This is a genomic window from Cerasibacillus terrae (assembly GCF_008039555.1).
Taxonomy (GTDB): Bacteria; Bacillota; Bacilli; order Bacillales; family Amphibacillaceae; genus Cerasibacillus; species Cerasibacillus terrae.
Map to the genome: position 1 here is coordinate 265519 of NZ_VDUW01000004.1, position 17399 is coordinate 282917.

A 17399-nucleotide genomic window follows, 5' to 3' on the forward strand; every position below is an offset into this window, starting at 1 on the left:
TGACTATTCGCTTGGGCTCTGAGTGGCGGCGTCAGCGACCGGGGGGGGCGAGATTGGCTATTCGTTCGGACTCTGAGTGGCGGCGTCAGCGACCGTTATGCAAAATTGGCTATTCGCTCGGGCTCTGAGCAGCGGCCTCAATTAATAAAAAAGTCCAAAACCCTTTTCACAAGGGCTTTGGACTTCTGCTTTCCTCTTTTTATTTATCTTCTATAATAATATCATTTACTTCCATTTTCGTTGAATGGGCGATTGTGTCTCCAACTGGACATGTTTTTTCAATAAATGCGACAAATTCTTCTACTTTTTCCTTCGGGGCGTCAGTTTGGATATGAATATCATATTTAATAGATTGAAAGCCTGGACGGGCATCGCTTTTATGTAAGAAACCATCTGTGTCTAATTCACCGGTAAGCTCCACCCAGAAATCATCAAATTCAATATCAAATTGTTTCGCAAAGATTCGTGCAACGATTGATTGACATGCTCCAAGTGCACCTAACATTAATTCAACTGGATTCATTCCTGTGTCTGTTCCACCGAGTTCTTTTGGTTCATCAATGGTAATTTCAAAATTCCTTGAAGTTGCCTTTACTTGAAGACCTTCCTGTAACTGTGCTTTAGCATGAAACAATGATTTTGCCATTTGAATTGCCCCTTCCATTTTTGGTTATTACTTCCTTACACACCAAGTATACTAAAAGATAACAACATCAAATTTGAACATTCTGTGAAGCTATTCACACAATGTTCATTAATTACCTTAAACGTTGTTATATCAATATATATAAGCATATTTTCTTATTTTTCCCCGAATTACATGTTATAAAATGTTATATTCCTGTGATATTATGTGATTGAAATCATTGACAACAAAAAAGCGAATTTGTTCAATAAGTTGTCAATAAATAGTCAAATGACTGTAACAGTTTGTGCATTCATGAGCATTTATTTCCTTTATACTATAAGTAGTATAGTTATTACTATGCTCATGTTGGAAACTGGAATATATAAGCTGTGACAGGAAAAACATCAAAAAAAGGAGAGAAAACATCATGGATCCACTCTGGTTAGCTAGACTCCAATTTGCTTCCACTACTATTTTCCATTACTTTTTTGTTCCGATGTCCATTGGACTTGCATTAATTATTGCGATTATGCAAACCATGTACGTTGTAAAAGATGATGAAAAATACAAGCGGATGACAAAGTTTTGGGGAACCTTATTTTTAATAAACTTCGCTGTTGGAGTTGTTACCGGGATTTTACAAGAATTTCAATTTGGAATGAACTGGTCAACTTATTCTCGTTTTGTCGGGGATGTGTTTGGTCCATCACTAGCTATTGAAGGACTGCTCGCTTTCTTCATGGAATCAACGTTTATCGGATTATGGGTATTTGGGTGGGATCGCCTATCCAAACGTGTTCACCTTTTATCTGTGTGGCTCGTCTCAATAGGTACGATTTTATCTGCATTTTGGATTCTATCTGCTAACTCATTTATGCAATCTCCTGTTGGTTATGAAGTAGTAGATGGTCGTGCACAAATGGCGAACTTCTGGGAAATTATAGCAAACCCACAATTATGGGTACAATTTCCGCATGTGCTAACTTCTGCTTTTGCAACTGGTGCGTTCTTAATTGCTGGAGTAAGTGCTTGGAAAATTTCCAAAAAGCAAGATGTAGATATGTTTAAACGATCATTTAAAATTTCTATTATTGTCGCAGCTATTTCATCTTTATTCATTCTTGTAACAGGACATAATCAAGCACAGAATTTAGTAGAAACACAACCAATGAAGCTAGCTGCAGCGGAAGCACTTTGGGAACATAGTGAAGATCCGGCACCATTTACTGTTATTGCAGGGATCAATTCAGATGAAAAGACAAATGATTGGTCATTAGATATTCCATATGTACTCAGCTTACTTTCATATAATAAGTTTAGTGGTTCATTGCAAGGGTTAAATGAATTACAAGACCAATATGTCGAAAAATATGGTCCAGGGGATTATATTCCGCATGTCCCAACAATATTTTGGAGTTTTCGTGCCATGGTTGTTAGCGGAACACTTATGTTAATGGTTGCCATTTATGGTTGGTATGCTGCACGAAAAGATAATCTCGAAAAGCACCCACGTTTCTTAAAACTAATGGTTTGGGCAATTGCCTTACCATTTATTGGTAATACAGTTGGATGGATTGTAACAGAATTAGGTCGTCAGCCATGGGTCGTATTTGGCGTCATGAAAACAGAAGATGCCGTATCACCAAGTGTTACAGCAAATGAAGTCCTATTCTCGCTTGTCACGTTTAACCTCCTATACGCTATTTTAGGAGCAGTAATGGTTTACCTATTTGTAAAACATATTAAGAAAGATAGTACGAAAAAGAAAGAAACACCAATGACAACCGATCCATTTAGTAAGGAGGGAACCGAAATTGTCTCTCAATGAATTATGGTTTTTACTCATCGCTGTTTTATTTGCCGGATTTTTCGTCTTAGAAGGTTTCGACTTTGGGGTTGGAACAGTTGCTAGATTTTTAGGAAAAGATGATATCGAAAAACGGGTTTATATCAATACCATTGGGCCATTTTGGGATGCAAATGAGGTTTGGTTAATAACTGCAGGTGGAGCCATGTTTGCCGCTTTCCCACACTGGTATGCAACAATGTTTAGTGGTTTCTATATTCCACTAGTCTTCATGCTACTTGCATTGATTATTCGTGGTGTTGCATTTGAATTCCGTAGTAAAGTAGAAAATAAAAAATGGAGGAACATGTGGGATTGGGGAATTTTTATCGGGAGTTCCTTGCCACCTATTTTATGGGGTGTCGTACTCGCTAATTTCATGACTGGAATGCCAATTGATCAAGATAAAGAAATGGTTGGTGGATTTATCCAATTCCTTCATCCATTCGCACTCCTTGGTGGTGTTATGTTCCTATTTGTTTGTATTGTTCACGGATTACAATTTATCACCTTGAAAACAGAAGGAGAATTACAAGAGCGTGCTCGTAAAGTAGCTAAAAAGCTTGCACCAGTTACATTAATTCTCGTTCTATTATTTGCTATAGTTGGGTTTATCAAAACAGATATTTTCACATACCATGGAAACCTCTGGATTATTTTACCAATTTTAACATGGGTAACTCTGCTTCTAGGAGCAATACTAAATAATAAAAAACGAGATGGTTGGGCATTTACAATGACAAGCCTCACCATCTTGCTCTTAAGTGCTAGCATTTTCATCGGGATGTTCCCAAGAGTGATGATTAGTTCCATCAATGAAGCGTATAGTTTAACCGTATATAATGCCGCATCTGGTGCGTATACACTGAAAGTAATGAGTATTGCTTCTCTTGTATTGCTACCATTTGTATTAGGTTATCAAATTTGGAGTTACTATATCTTTCGTAAACGTGTTACGAAAAAGGATGTCACATACTAATGAAACGTAAAAAGGGTCTTCCAACATATCCAGGAAGTAAAAAAGTATATTTATTACTAGGTATTCTGTCTATTTTGGAAGCAATAGGTACGGTTGCCCAAGCCATCTTTTTGGCTCGGGCAATTACCTTTTTATTCCAAGGCCAACAAGTTAGTTATGTCCTATCAGATATCTTTTTCTTTTTCATTGCCTTTATGTTCAAACATTTCATAACCACCTTACAACAATTTGTTTCCGAAAAATTTGCCGAACAAATTGGAAAGAACCTTCGCAAACATTTAATTCAAACCTATTTTAAAAATGGTCGTGCCTTTGTGCAACGCCTTGGTACTGGAAGATTAGTCACCCTTCTTGTCGAAGGTATTAATGATTTGAAAAATTATATCACGATTGCGATTCCGCGTATTATTCGCACATTATTCATTCCTACCCTCATTGTTATTTATGTTTTTACATTGGATGTAAAGTCAGCCGTAATATTAATCGTGACCGTACCAATTGTTATTATCTTTATGATTCTACTTGGACTAGCTGCGCAAAAACAAGCAGATAGCCAATACGAAACATATCGAATTTTATCTAATCACTTCATTGATTCATTAAAAGGATTAGACACATTAAAATATCTTGGCCAAAGCAAACAACATGAAACAAAAATCAGCCATGTAAGTGAACAATATCGGAAAGCAACCATGCGTACATTGCGAATTGCCTTTCTTTCTTCCTTTGCACTAGACTTCTTTACGAGTTTATCGATTGCCTTTGTTGCAGTTGGACTTGGATTTCGGTTAATAGATGGGACAACGGAGTTATTACCAGCCCTAACGATACTCATTTTAGCGCCGGAATATTTTTTACCGATTCGTCAAGTAGGAAAAGATTATCATGCGACATTAGATGGGCAAGTTGCTATGGAGGAAATCGATTCTATTCTTGATGCAGAGAATCATGAAAATTCATTGGAAAATAAAATAACTTGGAATCAAACGAACAACACGATTCAATTAAAAGATATCACGCTAGAAACAGATGGGAAAACTCGATTACATGATATTTCCTTTTCCCACACAGGAAATGGAATGATTGGAATTGTTGGTGCAAGTGGTGCTGGTAAATCTACTTTCATTCATATATTAGCAGGATTTTTACACCCAACGAAAGGAACGATTTCAATTAATGGGGAGAAATTAGATTCTCTTCACCGGGATGATTGGCTTGAGAAAATTGCCTATATCCCACAACATCCATATATTTTTCCATTATCACTAGCAGATAATATTCGCTTTTATGAACGAGATGCAACAGATGAGGAAGTTCGAAAAGTTGTTGCTGAAATTGGTTTAAGCTCTTTTGTTGAGGAATTACCAAATGGCATTCATGAACAAATCGGAGAAGGTGCTCGGACTTTAAGTGGTGGCCAAGAACAGCGAATTGCCATGGCTCGTGCCCTATTAAGTAAAAAGCCGATTTTATTATTAGATGAACCAACCGCACATTTAGATATTGAGACAGAATATGATATCAAACAAGTCATGCTAAAGCTTTTCAAAAATAAGCTCGTCTTTTTCGCGACACATCGATATCACTGGATGAAAGATATGGACCAACTGCTTGTGCTTCATCAAGGTGAATTAGTGGAACATGGAACACATGAAGAATTACTTCAAGGTAACAGCCATTATGTCAATATGATGAAAGGTATAGAGAGGGAGGATAAACAATGAAAGACTGGGTACATCCATATGTCAAACAATATAAAGGACGACTCCTTCTTGCTTGTTTATTTGGTTTCTTAGGTATTGCATCAGGTGCCATGTTGCTATTTACATCCGGTTATTTAATTTCAAAATCTGCCTTACGACCAGAAAATGTGATGCTTATCTATATTCCTATTGTTGCCGTAAGGGCCTTTAGTATTGGTCAAGCAGCTTTTCCATATGTCGAGAAATTAGTGAGTCATGATCTCGTACTACGGATTTTAGCACATATGCGAAAACGTCTGTATCATATTGTCGAGCCACAGGCATTATTCCTTCGTTCCAGATACCAAACTGGTGATTTATTAAGTGTTCTGTCTGATGACATTGAACATTTACAAGATTTATATTTACGGTCGATTATTCCAGGTGTTTTAGGGGTATTTGTCTATACTGTTTTAATAATCGTCCTTGGTGTGTTTGATATCGTATTTGCATTTATGATGGTCTTTATTCTTGGTATACTTGTTTTTCTAGTCCCAATGATATCTTTTTATCGGACGAAAAAAAACCATGTCCAATTGAAAAAGGAACGCCAAACTCTCTATGAACAAGTAACAGATGCTATTTTCGGTTTAACAGACTGGCAAGCTAGCGGCCGTACCGAAGAATTTTTACAAAGACAACAACATAATGATGAAAAATTAATTAAAACTGAGCGTAAAATCCAAAATTGGACACATCTTCGGAATGCCATCTTACAATTCGTTATCGGCATTGTTGTAATTTTGATGCTTCTATGGGCAAATAAACAGGCTGATTTAGGAACCATTACCCCGACACTGATTGCGGCTTTTACATTAATGGCATTGTCTGTTACCGATGCTTTAACACCGGTATCGGATGCGGTAGAACATCTGCCAATATATAAAGATTCCATCAAACGAATCCAACAAGTGGAACAAACGGAAGTATCACTTGATGTTCCAAATAGAAATACATGGGAATCAAATCAACATCCAGATATCGCACTTCAAGGTGTCGATTATCAGTACCCTCAATCAGAGAAAAAGGTCATTCATGATTTAACTTTTTCTATTGAGGCAGGGAAAAAAATTGCCGTACTCGGAAAAAGTGGAACAGGTAAATCCACATTATTGAAGCTAATCGCCGGGGCCTTACAACCGACAGACGGAAAAATTTTAATTGGTAATGAAGAAATGCACAGTGATTTACTAGGTAAAGCAGTCTCTGTTTTAAATCAAAAACCACATCTATTTGATACAACCATCGAAAATAATATTCGGATTGGAAAACCAGATGCAACAGATGAAGAAATTATATCCGTAATCGAACAAGCACAATTATCTGAGTTGATCGCTTCGTTGCCAAAAGGAATGGCGACATCGATGGAAGAAATGGGAAATCGTTTTTCAGGTGGAGAACGCCAACGAATTGCATTTGCTAGAGTCCTTTTACAAAATACTCCCATCATGCTTGTTGATGAAGCGACAATCGGACTTGACCCGAACACAGAAAAAGACTTAATGGATACCCTATTACAAGCAACAACAGACAAAACCGTTGTTTGGGTAACCCATCACCTAGCCGGTGTAGAAAAAATGGATGAAATCATCTTCTTACAAGATGGAAACATTGCGATAAGAGGAAATCATGATGACTTACTAAAAACAAATACACATTATCAAAAACTATACCAAATGGATCAAGGAATATGGTGAAAAGACAGAATCGTGAGTGGCATTCGGGATATACTTGGGTTTAGGGCACGATTAGAGACTATTCGTGACGGGAGTTCTGATATTCTCGGGTTTCGGGTACGATTAGAGACTATTCGTGACGGGAGTTCTGATAAAATCGAGTTCCGGGCACGATTAGGGACTATTCGTGACGAGATTTCCGATATTCTCGGGTTTCGGGTACGATTAGGACCTATTCGTGACGGGAGTTCTGATATTCCCGGGTTTCGGGCACGATTAATACCCATCCTCATTTTTCTATACCAAATATTTACATTAAAATAATGTGACACATCCTTCTATACGTGATACAGTTTAGATGTACGAATCATGATATGATTTTGATAGGAGTGACCAATTTGAAACTGATTGCGACGGATTTAGATGGAACATTATTAAATGAAATGGGAAAAGTTAGTAAGGAAAATAGTGCAGCAATTCAACATGCACTTAACCAGGAGATTGAGGTCGTCGTTGCTACTGGGAGAGCCTATGGAACAGCCGCTAAGGAATTGAAAAAAGTAGGATTAAATCTTCCAATTATTGGACTAAATGGTGCGGTACTTTACACAACAGATGAACAAACAACCCAATCGATTCCGCTAGATAAAAAGACGGCAAGGGAAATTGCCAATACCTGTCAAAATCTCGATGTTTATTTTGAAGTTTTTACAGATAAGGGTGTTTTTTCAACAAGTAAGGAATATTTCACCCAAGTTATCATTGATATTGTTCAATCATCCAACCCAGAAGTTTCCGAAGAGGCAATTAAACAGCAGATTGAAGCAAGGTTTATTGATGAAAATGTCCAATTTACAACTGACTATGATACCGTTTTTAATAAACAAATGATTCAAGTATATAAAATTCTTGTTTTTTCTCCGGATGAAAAGAAATTATCCGAAATAAGAGCTCTGTACCAACAGGACGAAACACTTGCTGTTACATCTTCGGCAAAAATCAATTTGGAAATCAATCACATCGATGCTCAAAAAGGTAAAGCCATCGAAAATTATGCACATTCAAAAGGAATTGACATGCAAGACGTATTGGCAATTGGAGATAATGATAACGATATTTCCATGTTAAAAAAGGCAGGAAAAGCCGTTGTCATGGAAAATGCCGCGGATGAAATCAAACAGTATGCTGATTTTATCACTAAGAAAAATGATGAACATGGCTTCGCATATGCTATTCAGAAAGCTTTGAAAGGCCAAATTTAAGTTTTTTTCAATGCTCTCTTCAAAAATTATAATCCAAATATGTAAGACACAAAGGCTCCTTGAACGTGTACGCGAACGTATTTCTTACAAATCCTAGTCTTGCTAAGGAAAGCTCAAACAAATAAGAAGAGGATCATAGGCTCGGCTATTTCGAATCAAGATTACGAAAGATTCGTTACCACTTTTTCGGGTTTCCAGGAATTCCAAGCTCGATTGTATTGGATTGGATTGGATTCGTTACCGGTTTTCATGATTATGGAAATTTCAGGCATGATTAATCAATATTCATTACCCTCTTCTCCATTTCTGAGATTTTTAGGATCGAATATGGCCTATTCGTTACCTCTCTCTCAGATTCAGGGATTTACGGGCTCGATCAAGTTCTATTCGTTACCACTTTCTCGGATTCAGGGAGTTTACGGGTACGATTAAACTCTATTCGTTACCACTTTCTCGAATTTGGGGAGTTTTGGGTACGATTAAGCCCTATTCGTTACCACTTTCTCGGATTCGAGGAGTTTTGGGCACGATTAAGCTCTATTCGTTACCACTTTCTCGGATTCGAGGAGTTTCGGGCACGATTAAACTCTATTCGTTACCACTTTCTCGGATTCGGGGAGTTTTGGGCACGATTAAGTTCTATTCGTTACCGTTCTTCAGGATTCGGGGAGTTTACAGGCACGATTAAGTTCTATTCGTTACCGTTTTCTCGGATTCGAGGAGTTTCGGGCACGATTAAGCTCTATTCGTTACCGTTTTTCAGGATTCGGGTAGTTTACGGGCACGATTAAGTTCTATTCGTTACCACTTTCTCGGACTCGGGGATTTACGGGCTCGATTAAGCTCTATTCGTTACCACTTTCTCGGATTCGAGGAGTTTCGGGCATGATTAAGCTCTATTCATTACCGTTCTTCAGGATTCGGGAATTTACAGGCTCGATTAAGCGTCGCCGATTACCGTTTCCCGCAAATTCATAAATTTACAGATGGGACTACGAATTGATTCGTCTGCGATATTAAAAGGAGTAAACCACATACAACTATACAAATAATACGAAACAAAAGAGATGTCTCCATTCACGGAAACATCTCTTCTTTTTCCTATTTTATTTTGAAACTTCAACTGCAAAGTCGGCGAGTAGTCTTGCACCAAATCCGGTTGCTGAATTACCGTAATATCCTTTTTCTGTACTGTCCATCACACCAGCCATATCAACATGTGCCCATTTTACATTTTCTGGTACGAAATGACGTAAGAATAATGCAGCAGTAATGGCGCCTGCTTCCCCTTTATTACTAATATTACTTATGTCTGCATAATCACTCTTCAAGTAACTTTCGTATGCATCAACAAGTGGCATTGGCCAGTTAAAATCACCGTTCTCATCACCTAGTTGTTTCATTTGGGTTAACACTTTTTCATCACCAAATACACCAGCAAGTTTAGAACCTAATGCTCTCGCAATCGCACCTGTTAATGTTGCAATATCTACAACATAATCGGCTTCTAATTCACCTGCCCGGATTAACCCATCCGCTAAAATGAGGCGACCTTCTGCATCTGTGTTACCAATTTGAACGGTTTTACCATTTTTATAATGAATAACTTCTCCTGGTAAAACAGATTCTTGATCAATATTGTTTTCTACCATTGGAATAAGTGCCACAACATTTACTTTCGCTCTAGATGCAGCGAGTAGTTTGATAGCACCTGAAACAGCTGCAGCTCCTCCCATATCCATGCGCATATCACTAATATTACGGCCACCTTTTAAGCTAATTCCACCTGTATCAAATGTGACTCCTTTACCTACAAGTGCAACAAGGGGTTTAGAAGGATCACTACAATATTTCAGTTCTACGAAGGAAGGGTCATATTTACTTCCTTGACCAACCGTTAGAACCCCATTCATTTCCCTCTTTTCAATTTCTGCTTTATCAAATACCGTAACCTCAACATCCGTGTCTTTCAATTCTTCTTGCAAACGTTTTGGGAATGTTTGTGGGTTTAACACATTGGATAATTCATTTGTTAAATCACGTGAGAAAGCCATTGCTGCTGCACGGATTTCCCCCATGGTAATCGGTGCTTCTACATCATCTCCTGTAATGGATAATGCGGCTTTTACAGGTTCTATTTTTGTTTTGTATGTATCGAATGAATAGTTTCCTAGATTCCAACCTTCTACAAAAGCAGTAATTACTTTTGCTTCTTCTAGTTGATTGTATGCTTTTCCTAACACTTCTTTAGATACATCAACTTCTTTCACTTTACTTTTTCCTAATTCACGTGCAATGGAGCCTGCAGTCATTCGAATTGAATCTGTTGACTGTTTATTTTCTTCCACTGATTTTAAAACGATAGCTAACGCATCTGGGAGAACAACAGATACATAGTCTCCTTTTTGTTGGTTTACATATTCACTTAGTTGTGAATGGTTTTGAATTTGCTGATCTTGTTCTAAAATAATTGTCGCTTTCATTTATTTATTTTCTCTCCCTTTTTTTATATAGCATCATATATTATATACCCAGTATATACTATTTCGTTCCCCGAATAAATAATTTCTATTCAAAAATTTTGAAAAGAGGGAAACGTGTAATTTTATCTCATCCTTTTGACAAGATTTATAATTTCATCCATATTGGTGATGGAATGCCCCATATTTAAATTGTTTATTTTAAAAAAGTTAGGGTAGTAAATATTTTAAGAAAATGGTTGCAAAGAAGGTATATTAACTATAAAATAACCTTTTGTAGTGACATTTTGCTAAATCGAAGACCATAGGAGGGATGATGTTGGCAAAAACTGTAAGAGATAGTTTGCTTGTCATTATCGGTTCATTTATATTCGCTTTCGGTGTGAATTATTTCGCTATTCCAAACCGATTATCGGAGGGTGGCGTAATCGGGATTACCATGGTCACCTACTATTTATTTGAGTGGTCACCAGGTATTGTCAACTTTGTATTAAATGCTTCACTCTTGGGAATTGGTTATAAATATTTCACAAAACGAACCATGATCTATACCGTTATTTCTGTTATATTTTCTTCTCTATTCCTGCATATCACTGTAAATATCGGACATGAAATAAATAATGATACATTATTGGCCGCATTATTTGCTGGAATAACAGTTGGAATTGGACTCGGACTCATCTTCCGTGCTGGTGGAACCTCTGGTGGATCAGCTATCTTAGCTCAATTAGCAAATAAATTTCTCGGTTGGAGTATCGGAAAAGGGATGCTGATTATTGATATCCTTGTCATCTTCGGATCTGCCTTTATAATTGGTCAAGAAAAGGCTATGTACACACTTGTCTCTGTCTATGTCGGGGCAAAAATTATAGATGTTGTTGTTGAAGGGGCAAATGTACGTGTTGCTGTGTTAATCATCTCCTCCTGTCCAGAGCAAATTTTACAAGAAGTTACCGATAGAATGGCCCGTGGACTGACTGTTTTAGATGGACGCGGTGGTTATACAAAAGCAAATAAAGAAGTGCTTTATATTGTGATTAACAAACAAGAAATCGTTCAATTGAAGAAAATCATTGAACTGGTTGATCCAAATGCATATATTACAACACATAATGTTCAAGAAATTGGTAGAAAAGGCTATAAAGGAATGAAAACAAAAAAATTACGTAATTTTTAACTCCCGTAACCCAGTGAGGTACGGGAGTTTTTTCAAGAAGCAAGAATAGGCCATTTTCTTTGGAAAGCAACCGTTTTTAAATCAGCTTTCGGATTTACAACAACAGGATAATGAACAAATTCAAGTAAAGGAATATCACTTTCACTATCTGCATATGCCCAAATCATTTGTTGATCAGCTTGGGGTAAATAACCTTTTTTCTTATTGTGAAATATCCATTCTTTTACTTTTTTTACCTTTTCATCCCCATTAACGATAGGTCCAATTTCTCCAGTACATATTTTATTTGGATAATACATTAATTCCGTCCCAATAATATGCACATCCAAACCTAATTTTTTAATAAATGCTTTTAAAAAGGGCTTCAGAGCACCAGACAATAAAATAATTTCGTCACCTTTTGCTTGGTGATCCTTTACTTTTTCCAATAAATCATAATGGACATCTTTTTCACCTAACTCGACTAATGTTTCAAAAAAGTAATCCAATTCTTCTTCTGTTTTCCCTTTAAATGTTTTCGCAAATCCTTTAAAAAATTGATGCCGAAAAGCTTGTTTTCCTTTCACAGTACCAAGGAAAGCAGCTTTTGTTAAATTGCCATAAACTGTTCTCCATTGTTTATAAGTAAATTCCCTTTGTCCTGCTTTGAACATCACATTAAAGGAATTCCCTTGAAATAAGGTTCCATCAAAGTCTACCGTAACAATTGCCATCGCTCTACTCCTTTTAACATCAATTTTTACTACATGAATTTACTGTTTTTCCCAGCATATCAATTTCAAACGATAATCGCAATAAAAGTGTTTAATATTCAGAATTGTTCACGTAAAAAAAGAGAGATAGATTTAATCTACCTCTTCCCCATATTAAAACAGCGAAATAATAATCATCATACCAAATAATATCGTTAAATATTGTAAAGATGATCGAAACATCATATTCGCCCATTTGATGTCATCTTTCATAAAAAATCCTCTAATAGCTAGAATGATCCATAAAATATTTAATATCGTCGCGATAATTACAAACGTTTTTCCAAGAGAAAATAAGAAAAACGGAATTGGAAATAACGTAATAATCCATACAAGCATTTGCCTTTTCGTTACTTCAAACCCAGCAACAACTGGAAGCATTGGCACGCCAGCCCGTTTATAATCGTCATACCGGCGCATTGCAATAGCGAATGTATGCGGTATTTGCCAAATAAATAATATGATAAATAACATAACTGGAACAATATGATAGCTTGGAGCAATAACTGCCCAACCGATTAACGGTGTAACCGCTCCAGAAACACTTCCAACAACTGTATTTAATGTGTACTTTCGTTTCGTCCAAAAGGTATATAAAACAACATACGTGAACCAACCGATAAACGCGTATAATGTTGCTTCCCATGTTGTAAACATTAAAAACACAAAACCGATGATAGAGGAAATAATTCCCACTTTTAAAACCGTATGGAGTGAAAAATTCCCTGTTACAGTTGGTCGTCTCTTCGTTCGCTTCATGTGTTTATCTAAATCTGCTTCATACCAATTATTTAAAATAAGTGCACCCGCAATAACAAAAAAACTACCAACAATCGTTATAATAAAAGAAGCTATATGATTTGTTAAAGATTCACCTGAGAAGTGTAGTGCTAATAAATATCCTGTAACTACAGGCATAACATTTATAATTAAAACAACTAATTTTAATAATGCCTTTAAATCCGCAAAAATAGAGGCGATTTTCGATGGAGTTTTTGTTTGGGTATTATTTTCATGTTCATGTAAAATAAACTTTTGTCTTGTCTCCATTGCCATACATCCCTCCCATTCAAATAGTATTTTTATTATAGAAAGACAAATTGACATATAGATTTAATTTTACCACGAATAATATGGATATTCTACTATATTTGCTTTCAAATTCCTTTGAAAATATTTCCCTGGCAATATTCGACATAAATAAGTCAAAAGTGAACTAGATAAGGAGAGTATTCAATTAATAGGAAGTCCTCACCTCTCAACTTAAAAATCTTGGTTTCCATTATTAAATCTTTAACCTATCATGACTGAAACCGCAAGTATTCTCGGCTGACTGATAAAAATAAAAGTGAATTTGTTCTAATAAAACTGGGCAGTACATATAAATAAGAGGTCGCATAAATAACCGTTTTTATTCACACGGGTTCTAAAATTAGGAGGAGATTTTCATGACAGCTGGGACACATCAGATGAAACTTGCTTTACCAATTGAACATGTATGGTCATTTATTAGTGATGTTAATAATTGGGCTTACTGTATAGATGGATACATACATCACCAAATGATTAATCCAAAACAATCCAATTGGAAAATAAAAGGAGATTTAGGGGTTGTACAAAGAACTGTACAAATAAAAGTGCATATTATGGAATGGAAAAAACCAAATAAAATAGTGTTTCGTTTCTCAGGATTACAGGGAAAAATTAATGGAAATGGTTATTTTAAAGCCTTTGATAACAATCAAACCACAGAAGTTTGTACACACATTTCTATTCAATTAAACGGATTGAAAGGATCGCTAATTCGCCCTGTGTTAAAACCACTTATGCCAAAAATAGTAAAAAGATTAACAGAAAGAGTTGCTAAAGAAATTACGCAAAAGCACCCTATACCACTGGCATGAAAATAAAGTTAAACTTCAATTAGTTGGTCTTACAGCCAGTTAACTTGCGATAAATTCATATGGAACATCTAATTTGCAAAATAGCACAACAATAGGATGAAGAACAATGAAAGACCTTTCCAGTCCTGGGATGGTCTTCATTTGCTTGATGAAGGACAATTAGGAGACATTCTAATCATATTGGGCCTTCATTGTTTCTTTTTCTCATTAAAAATAGAACTTACTATCAGACCTTTTGGTAATAATTGATTATACCTATGTAAGTATTGTTCGTGTTTATAGTTCAACATCACCAATTGATGCGCTTTCATTTCCATTTTTTGATAATTATACGCTATAATATTGAACGATTTATCATAAAATGATATTATTGTTCGTGTATTACATATTTATATTTGGATGCTTTGTAAAAATTGGTTGCTCTTTGAAAACATTTACTTTCCAAAAATGAATCACATCGCATGAGTAGCATATATACAAAGTCAGCCAATGTTATAAATTGATTCATAAGATTGGGGCAGGTTTTTTATGCAAACATATGAAATAACAATAGCTGGAATTACGCGTCATTTACCGATAGTAAAAATAAAAGATGAATTACAATTAGCAAGTTTTGTCATATTGGGAGATACGGAGTTGACGACAGTTGCTGCAAATGAATTGAAACAGCGATTGCCAGAAGTAGATATCCTTGTCACCGCGGAAGCGAAAGGAATTCCTTTGGTGCATGAACTTGCAAAACAAATGAATATGTCACATTATGTTGTTGCCAGAAAAAGTGTCAAAGCATATATGCAGCAACCTTTCATAAGCCAAGCAACATCCATAGCAAGTCAAACAAAACAACTGCTTTGCCTGGATGTAAGTGATGTTGCCTTAATAAAAGGAAAACGAGTTGCTTTAGTAGATGATGTCATTAGTAGTGGAGAATCTATCCGAGCATTAGCTGATCTTGTTGAAAAAGCTGGTGGTGATATAGTAGTAAAGGCATCTATTATCGCTGAAGGAGATGCTAGTGAGCGAGATGATATTATCTTTTTAGAAAAACTACCACTTTTTTGTACGTCATCATGATAGATATATGTTAAAAGATCGCATGTGTAGTCCAAATATCATGCGATCTTTTTTTATCCTATATGATAGAATTCTTAGACTTTCCCAAACTATGATAGGATATCACTAGAAAAAAATTAATCCAGAATTACTATCACTCAATCGGTTTAATCACTAACCCATCGGCTTTCTTCTCAATCATCCAATTAGCCGATACCATCTGTCGTAATCTGTTCTCCTCTTCTTCATCCAACACTAATTTTGACAGAACAAATTCATTTTCTTCATAATCCGTACCCTTTTCTTTCTTAAATTTCATTTCTAATAGATTAATCAATCCATGAATCGTTAGAAACTTAATTTCGTAGCCATCTTTAAGAATTTCTTGTAGCTCATGTTTAAGCCCATATAACAAAGTGAAATCAAATTTTTCATGGACATGTTGAAATTCTTCTACCTTCCCCTCTTCCACTTTCTCCATTATTTCATCATCAGAAATTCCTGATTTTCTCAATGTTTCAACGAGATAAGCATCCATTAATGTAACTTTATGTACCATTAGACACACTCTCCTTCATAATATTATCTTAGCTGACGTATCCAAAAGGAACAACTATAATAATCTCGTTATTTCTATTATACTAGTATGTACGCTACAAAAAGGAATGATTATATGCGAGAACAAATCTTACAAAATGATTGGGCACCACTACTTGAAAGGGAATTTTCAAAAGAGTATTACCAACAACTTCGGCAATTTCTAAAAAATGAATACGAAGCGAATACGATTTTCCCACAAATGAATGATGTTTTTAATGCGCTTCATTACACTCCTTTTGCTGAAGTGAAGGTTGTTATCTTAGGGCAAGACCCGTATCATGGGCCAAATCAAGCACATGGATTAAGCTTTTCCGTCCAATCTGGAGTGAAACAACCTCCATCTTTAGTTAATATTTTTAAGGAGTTGCAAGATGATCTAGGGATTGCACCACCAAATCACGGATGTCTGATTGATTGGACGAAACAAGGTGTTCTTTTATTAAACACGGTGCTCACTGTCCGAGCTGGCCAAGCACATTCCCATCGAAATAAAGGATGGGAACATTTTACAGACAAAGTTATTACTACATTAAATAAGAAAAGCCACCCGGTCGTCTATATTTTATGGGGCAATGCGGCACAAAAGAAGAAAGCCCTTATTGACACAACGAAACATTATATCATTAAGGCACCACATCCTAGCCCACTATCTGCTTATCGTGGTTTCTTTGGTAGTAAACCCTTTTCTAAAACAAATGAACATTTAAGAAATGAAAGCTTGAAAGAAATTAATTGGGAGATAAAGTAAAAACGAATCCGAGGAGATTCGTTTTTTATGTGACAAAGAAATGATGCATACAGTAGGAGATGTTATTTTGCTTGGAAGATCCTGAATAGGAGTTAATCGTGCTTAAAAATGTGGATTAGCGGAATTCCGGGCACGAATAGAGGTTAATCGTGACCAAAAATCAGAGTAAGCGGCAATCCGGGCACGAATAGTGATTAATCGTGACCAATAATCATGATTAGCGGAATTCCGGGCACGAATAGTGATTAATCGTGACCGAAAATCATGATTAGCGGAATTCCGGGCACGAATAGAGGTTAATCGTGACCAAAAATCAGAGTAAGCGGCAATCCGGGCACGAATAGTGATTAATCGTGACCGATAATCTGGGTTAGCGAAAATCCGGGCACGAATAGTGATTAATCGTGACCCGTAATCTGGGTTAGGATTAAGTCCATATAATTGTGTAAAAAGGGATAAACAAAAAAGGGCCAAATTAATTCCTATGGTACAATGTTTTCAACGACGATAAACATAGTAGGAGGAATTAATAATGACCCATTTACAGTTTAA

At 36.2% G+C, this 17399-nt stretch carries 16 protein-coding genes; 10 read left to right on the top strand and 6 right to left on the bottom strand.

Features of this window, described 5'->3' with window-relative positions; all coding sequences use genetic code 11:
* Nucleotides 1–199: 199 nt before the first annotated feature.
* Entirely contained in the window at nt 200–646 is a 447-nt protein-coding gene (locus FHP05_RS08420) for an OsmC family protein (RefSeq protein WP_147667022.1), read from the bottom strand.
* 409 nt (nt 647–1055) lie between these two features.
* Here FHP05_RS08420 and FHP05_RS08425 point away from each other — a divergent pair, with 409 nt between their 5' ends.
* The 6 genes from FHP05_RS08425 to FHP05_RS08450 all read left to right on the top strand — a co-directional run bounded on the left by FHP05_RS08425 (nt 1056) and on the right by FHP05_RS08450 (nt 8133).
* On the top strand, nt 1056–2456 hold the full coding sequence (locus FHP05_RS08425) for a cytochrome ubiquinol oxidase subunit I (RefSeq protein ID WP_147667024.1): 1401 nt from the start codon (nt 1056–1058) through the stop codon (nt 2454–2456).
* A complete protein-coding gene (cydB, locus tag FHP05_RS08430) occupies nt 2443–3453 on the top strand; it encodes a cytochrome d ubiquinol oxidase subunit II (RefSeq protein WP_147667026.1) in 1011 nt (336 codons plus the stop codon). Before FHP05_RS08425 ends, cydB begins: the two co-directional genes overlap by 14 nt.
* Nucleotides 3453–5177, top strand: a complete 1725-nt coding sequence (gene cydD, locus FHP05_RS08435; protein ID WP_147667028.1) for a thiol reductant ABC exporter subunit CydD — start codon at nt 3453–3455, stop codon at nt 5175–5177. The genes cydB and cydD overlap by 1 nt, the downstream gene beginning before the upstream one ends.
* Complete coding sequence (gene cydC / locus FHP05_RS08440) at nt 5174–6892, top strand: thiol reductant ABC exporter subunit CydC (protein WP_147667029.1); 1719 nt, start codon at nt 5174–5176, stop codon at nt 6890–6892. Before cydD ends, cydC begins: the two co-directional genes overlap by 4 nt.
* Before the next feature lie 12 nt (nt 6893–6904).
* Nucleotides 6905–7195 carry a hypothetical protein gene (locus tag FHP05_RS08445; protein ID WP_147667031.1) on the top strand — a complete coding sequence of 97 codons (291 nt, stop codon included), beginning with the start codon at nt 6905–6907 and terminating at the stop codon, nt 7193–7195.
* Between the two features lie 74 nt (nt 7196–7269).
* Nucleotides 7270–8133: a Cof-type HAD-IIB family hydrolase gene (locus tag FHP05_RS08450; protein ID WP_147667033.1), complete on the top strand. Its 864-nt coding sequence runs from the start codon at nt 7270–7272 to the stop codon at nt 8131–8133.
* Nucleotides 8134–9239: 1106 nt separating this feature from the next.
* Here the strand turns inward: FHP05_RS08450 and FHP05_RS08455 are convergent.
* Nucleotides 9240–10616 carry a leucyl aminopeptidase family protein gene (locus FHP05_RS08455; protein ID WP_147667035.1) on the bottom strand — a complete coding sequence of 459 codons (1377 nt, stop codon included), beginning with the start codon at nt 10614–10616 and terminating at the stop codon, nt 9240–9242.
* 313 nt (nt 10617–10929) lie between these two features.
* Between FHP05_RS08455 and FHP05_RS08460 the strand changes: the two genes are divergently transcribed.
* Complete coding sequence (locus tag FHP05_RS08460; RefSeq protein ID WP_147667036.1) at nt 10930–11790, top strand: YitT family protein; 861 nt, start codon at nt 10930–10932, stop codon at nt 11788–11790.
* 32 nt (nt 11791–11822) lie between these two features.
* On the opposite strand, the gene FHP05_RS08465 is transcribed toward FHP05_RS08460, so the two are convergent.
* A complete protein-coding gene (locus FHP05_RS08465; protein WP_147667038.1) occupies nt 11823–12503 on the bottom strand; it encodes an HAD family hydrolase in 681 nt (226 codons plus the stop codon).
* Nucleotides 12504–12656: 153 nt separating this feature from the next.
* Nucleotides 12657–13592: a heme o synthase gene (gene cyoE / locus FHP05_RS08470; RefSeq protein WP_147667040.1), complete on the bottom strand. Its 936-nt coding sequence runs from the start codon at nt 13590–13592 to the stop codon at nt 12657–12659.
* Nucleotides 13593–13990: 398 nt separating this feature from the next.
* Between cyoE and FHP05_RS08475 the strand changes: the two genes are divergently transcribed.
* Together FHP05_RS08475 and FHP05_RS08480 are read left to right on the top strand one after the other, a co-directional pair.
* A complete protein-coding gene (locus FHP05_RS08475) occupies nt 13991–14446 on the top strand; it encodes a CoxG family protein (protein WP_147667042.1) in 456 nt (151 codons plus the stop codon).
* Between the two features lie 528 nt (nt 14447–14974).
* Nucleotides 14975–15520 carry a phosphoribosyltransferase family protein gene (locus FHP05_RS08480; protein ID WP_147667044.1) on the top strand — a complete coding sequence of 182 codons (546 nt, stop codon included), beginning with the start codon at nt 14975–14977 and terminating at the stop codon, nt 15518–15520.
* 133 nt (nt 15521–15653) lie between these two features.
* Here the strand turns inward: FHP05_RS08480 and FHP05_RS08485 are convergent, their stop codons facing one another.
* Nucleotides 15654–16058 (bottom strand): hypothetical protein, encoded by a 405-nt coding sequence (locus tag FHP05_RS08485; RefSeq protein WP_147667046.1) that lies wholly within the window; start codon nt 16056–16058, stop codon nt 15654–15656.
* A 114-nt stretch (nt 16059–16172) separates the two neighbouring features.
* On the opposite strand from FHP05_RS08485, the gene FHP05_RS08490 reads away from it, so the two are divergent.
* On the top strand, nt 16173–16847 hold the full coding sequence (locus FHP05_RS08490) for a uracil-DNA glycosylase (protein WP_147667048.1): 675 nt from the start codon (nt 16173–16175) through the stop codon (nt 16845–16847).
* A 102-nt stretch (nt 16848–16949) separates the two neighbouring features.
* On the opposite strand, the gene FHP05_RS08495 is transcribed toward FHP05_RS08490, so the two are convergent.
* Complete coding sequence (locus FHP05_RS08495) at nt 16950–17321, bottom strand: hypothetical protein (RefSeq protein WP_147667050.1); 372 nt, start codon at nt 17319–17321, stop codon at nt 16950–16952.
* Nucleotides 17322–17399 lie beyond the last annotated feature (78 nt).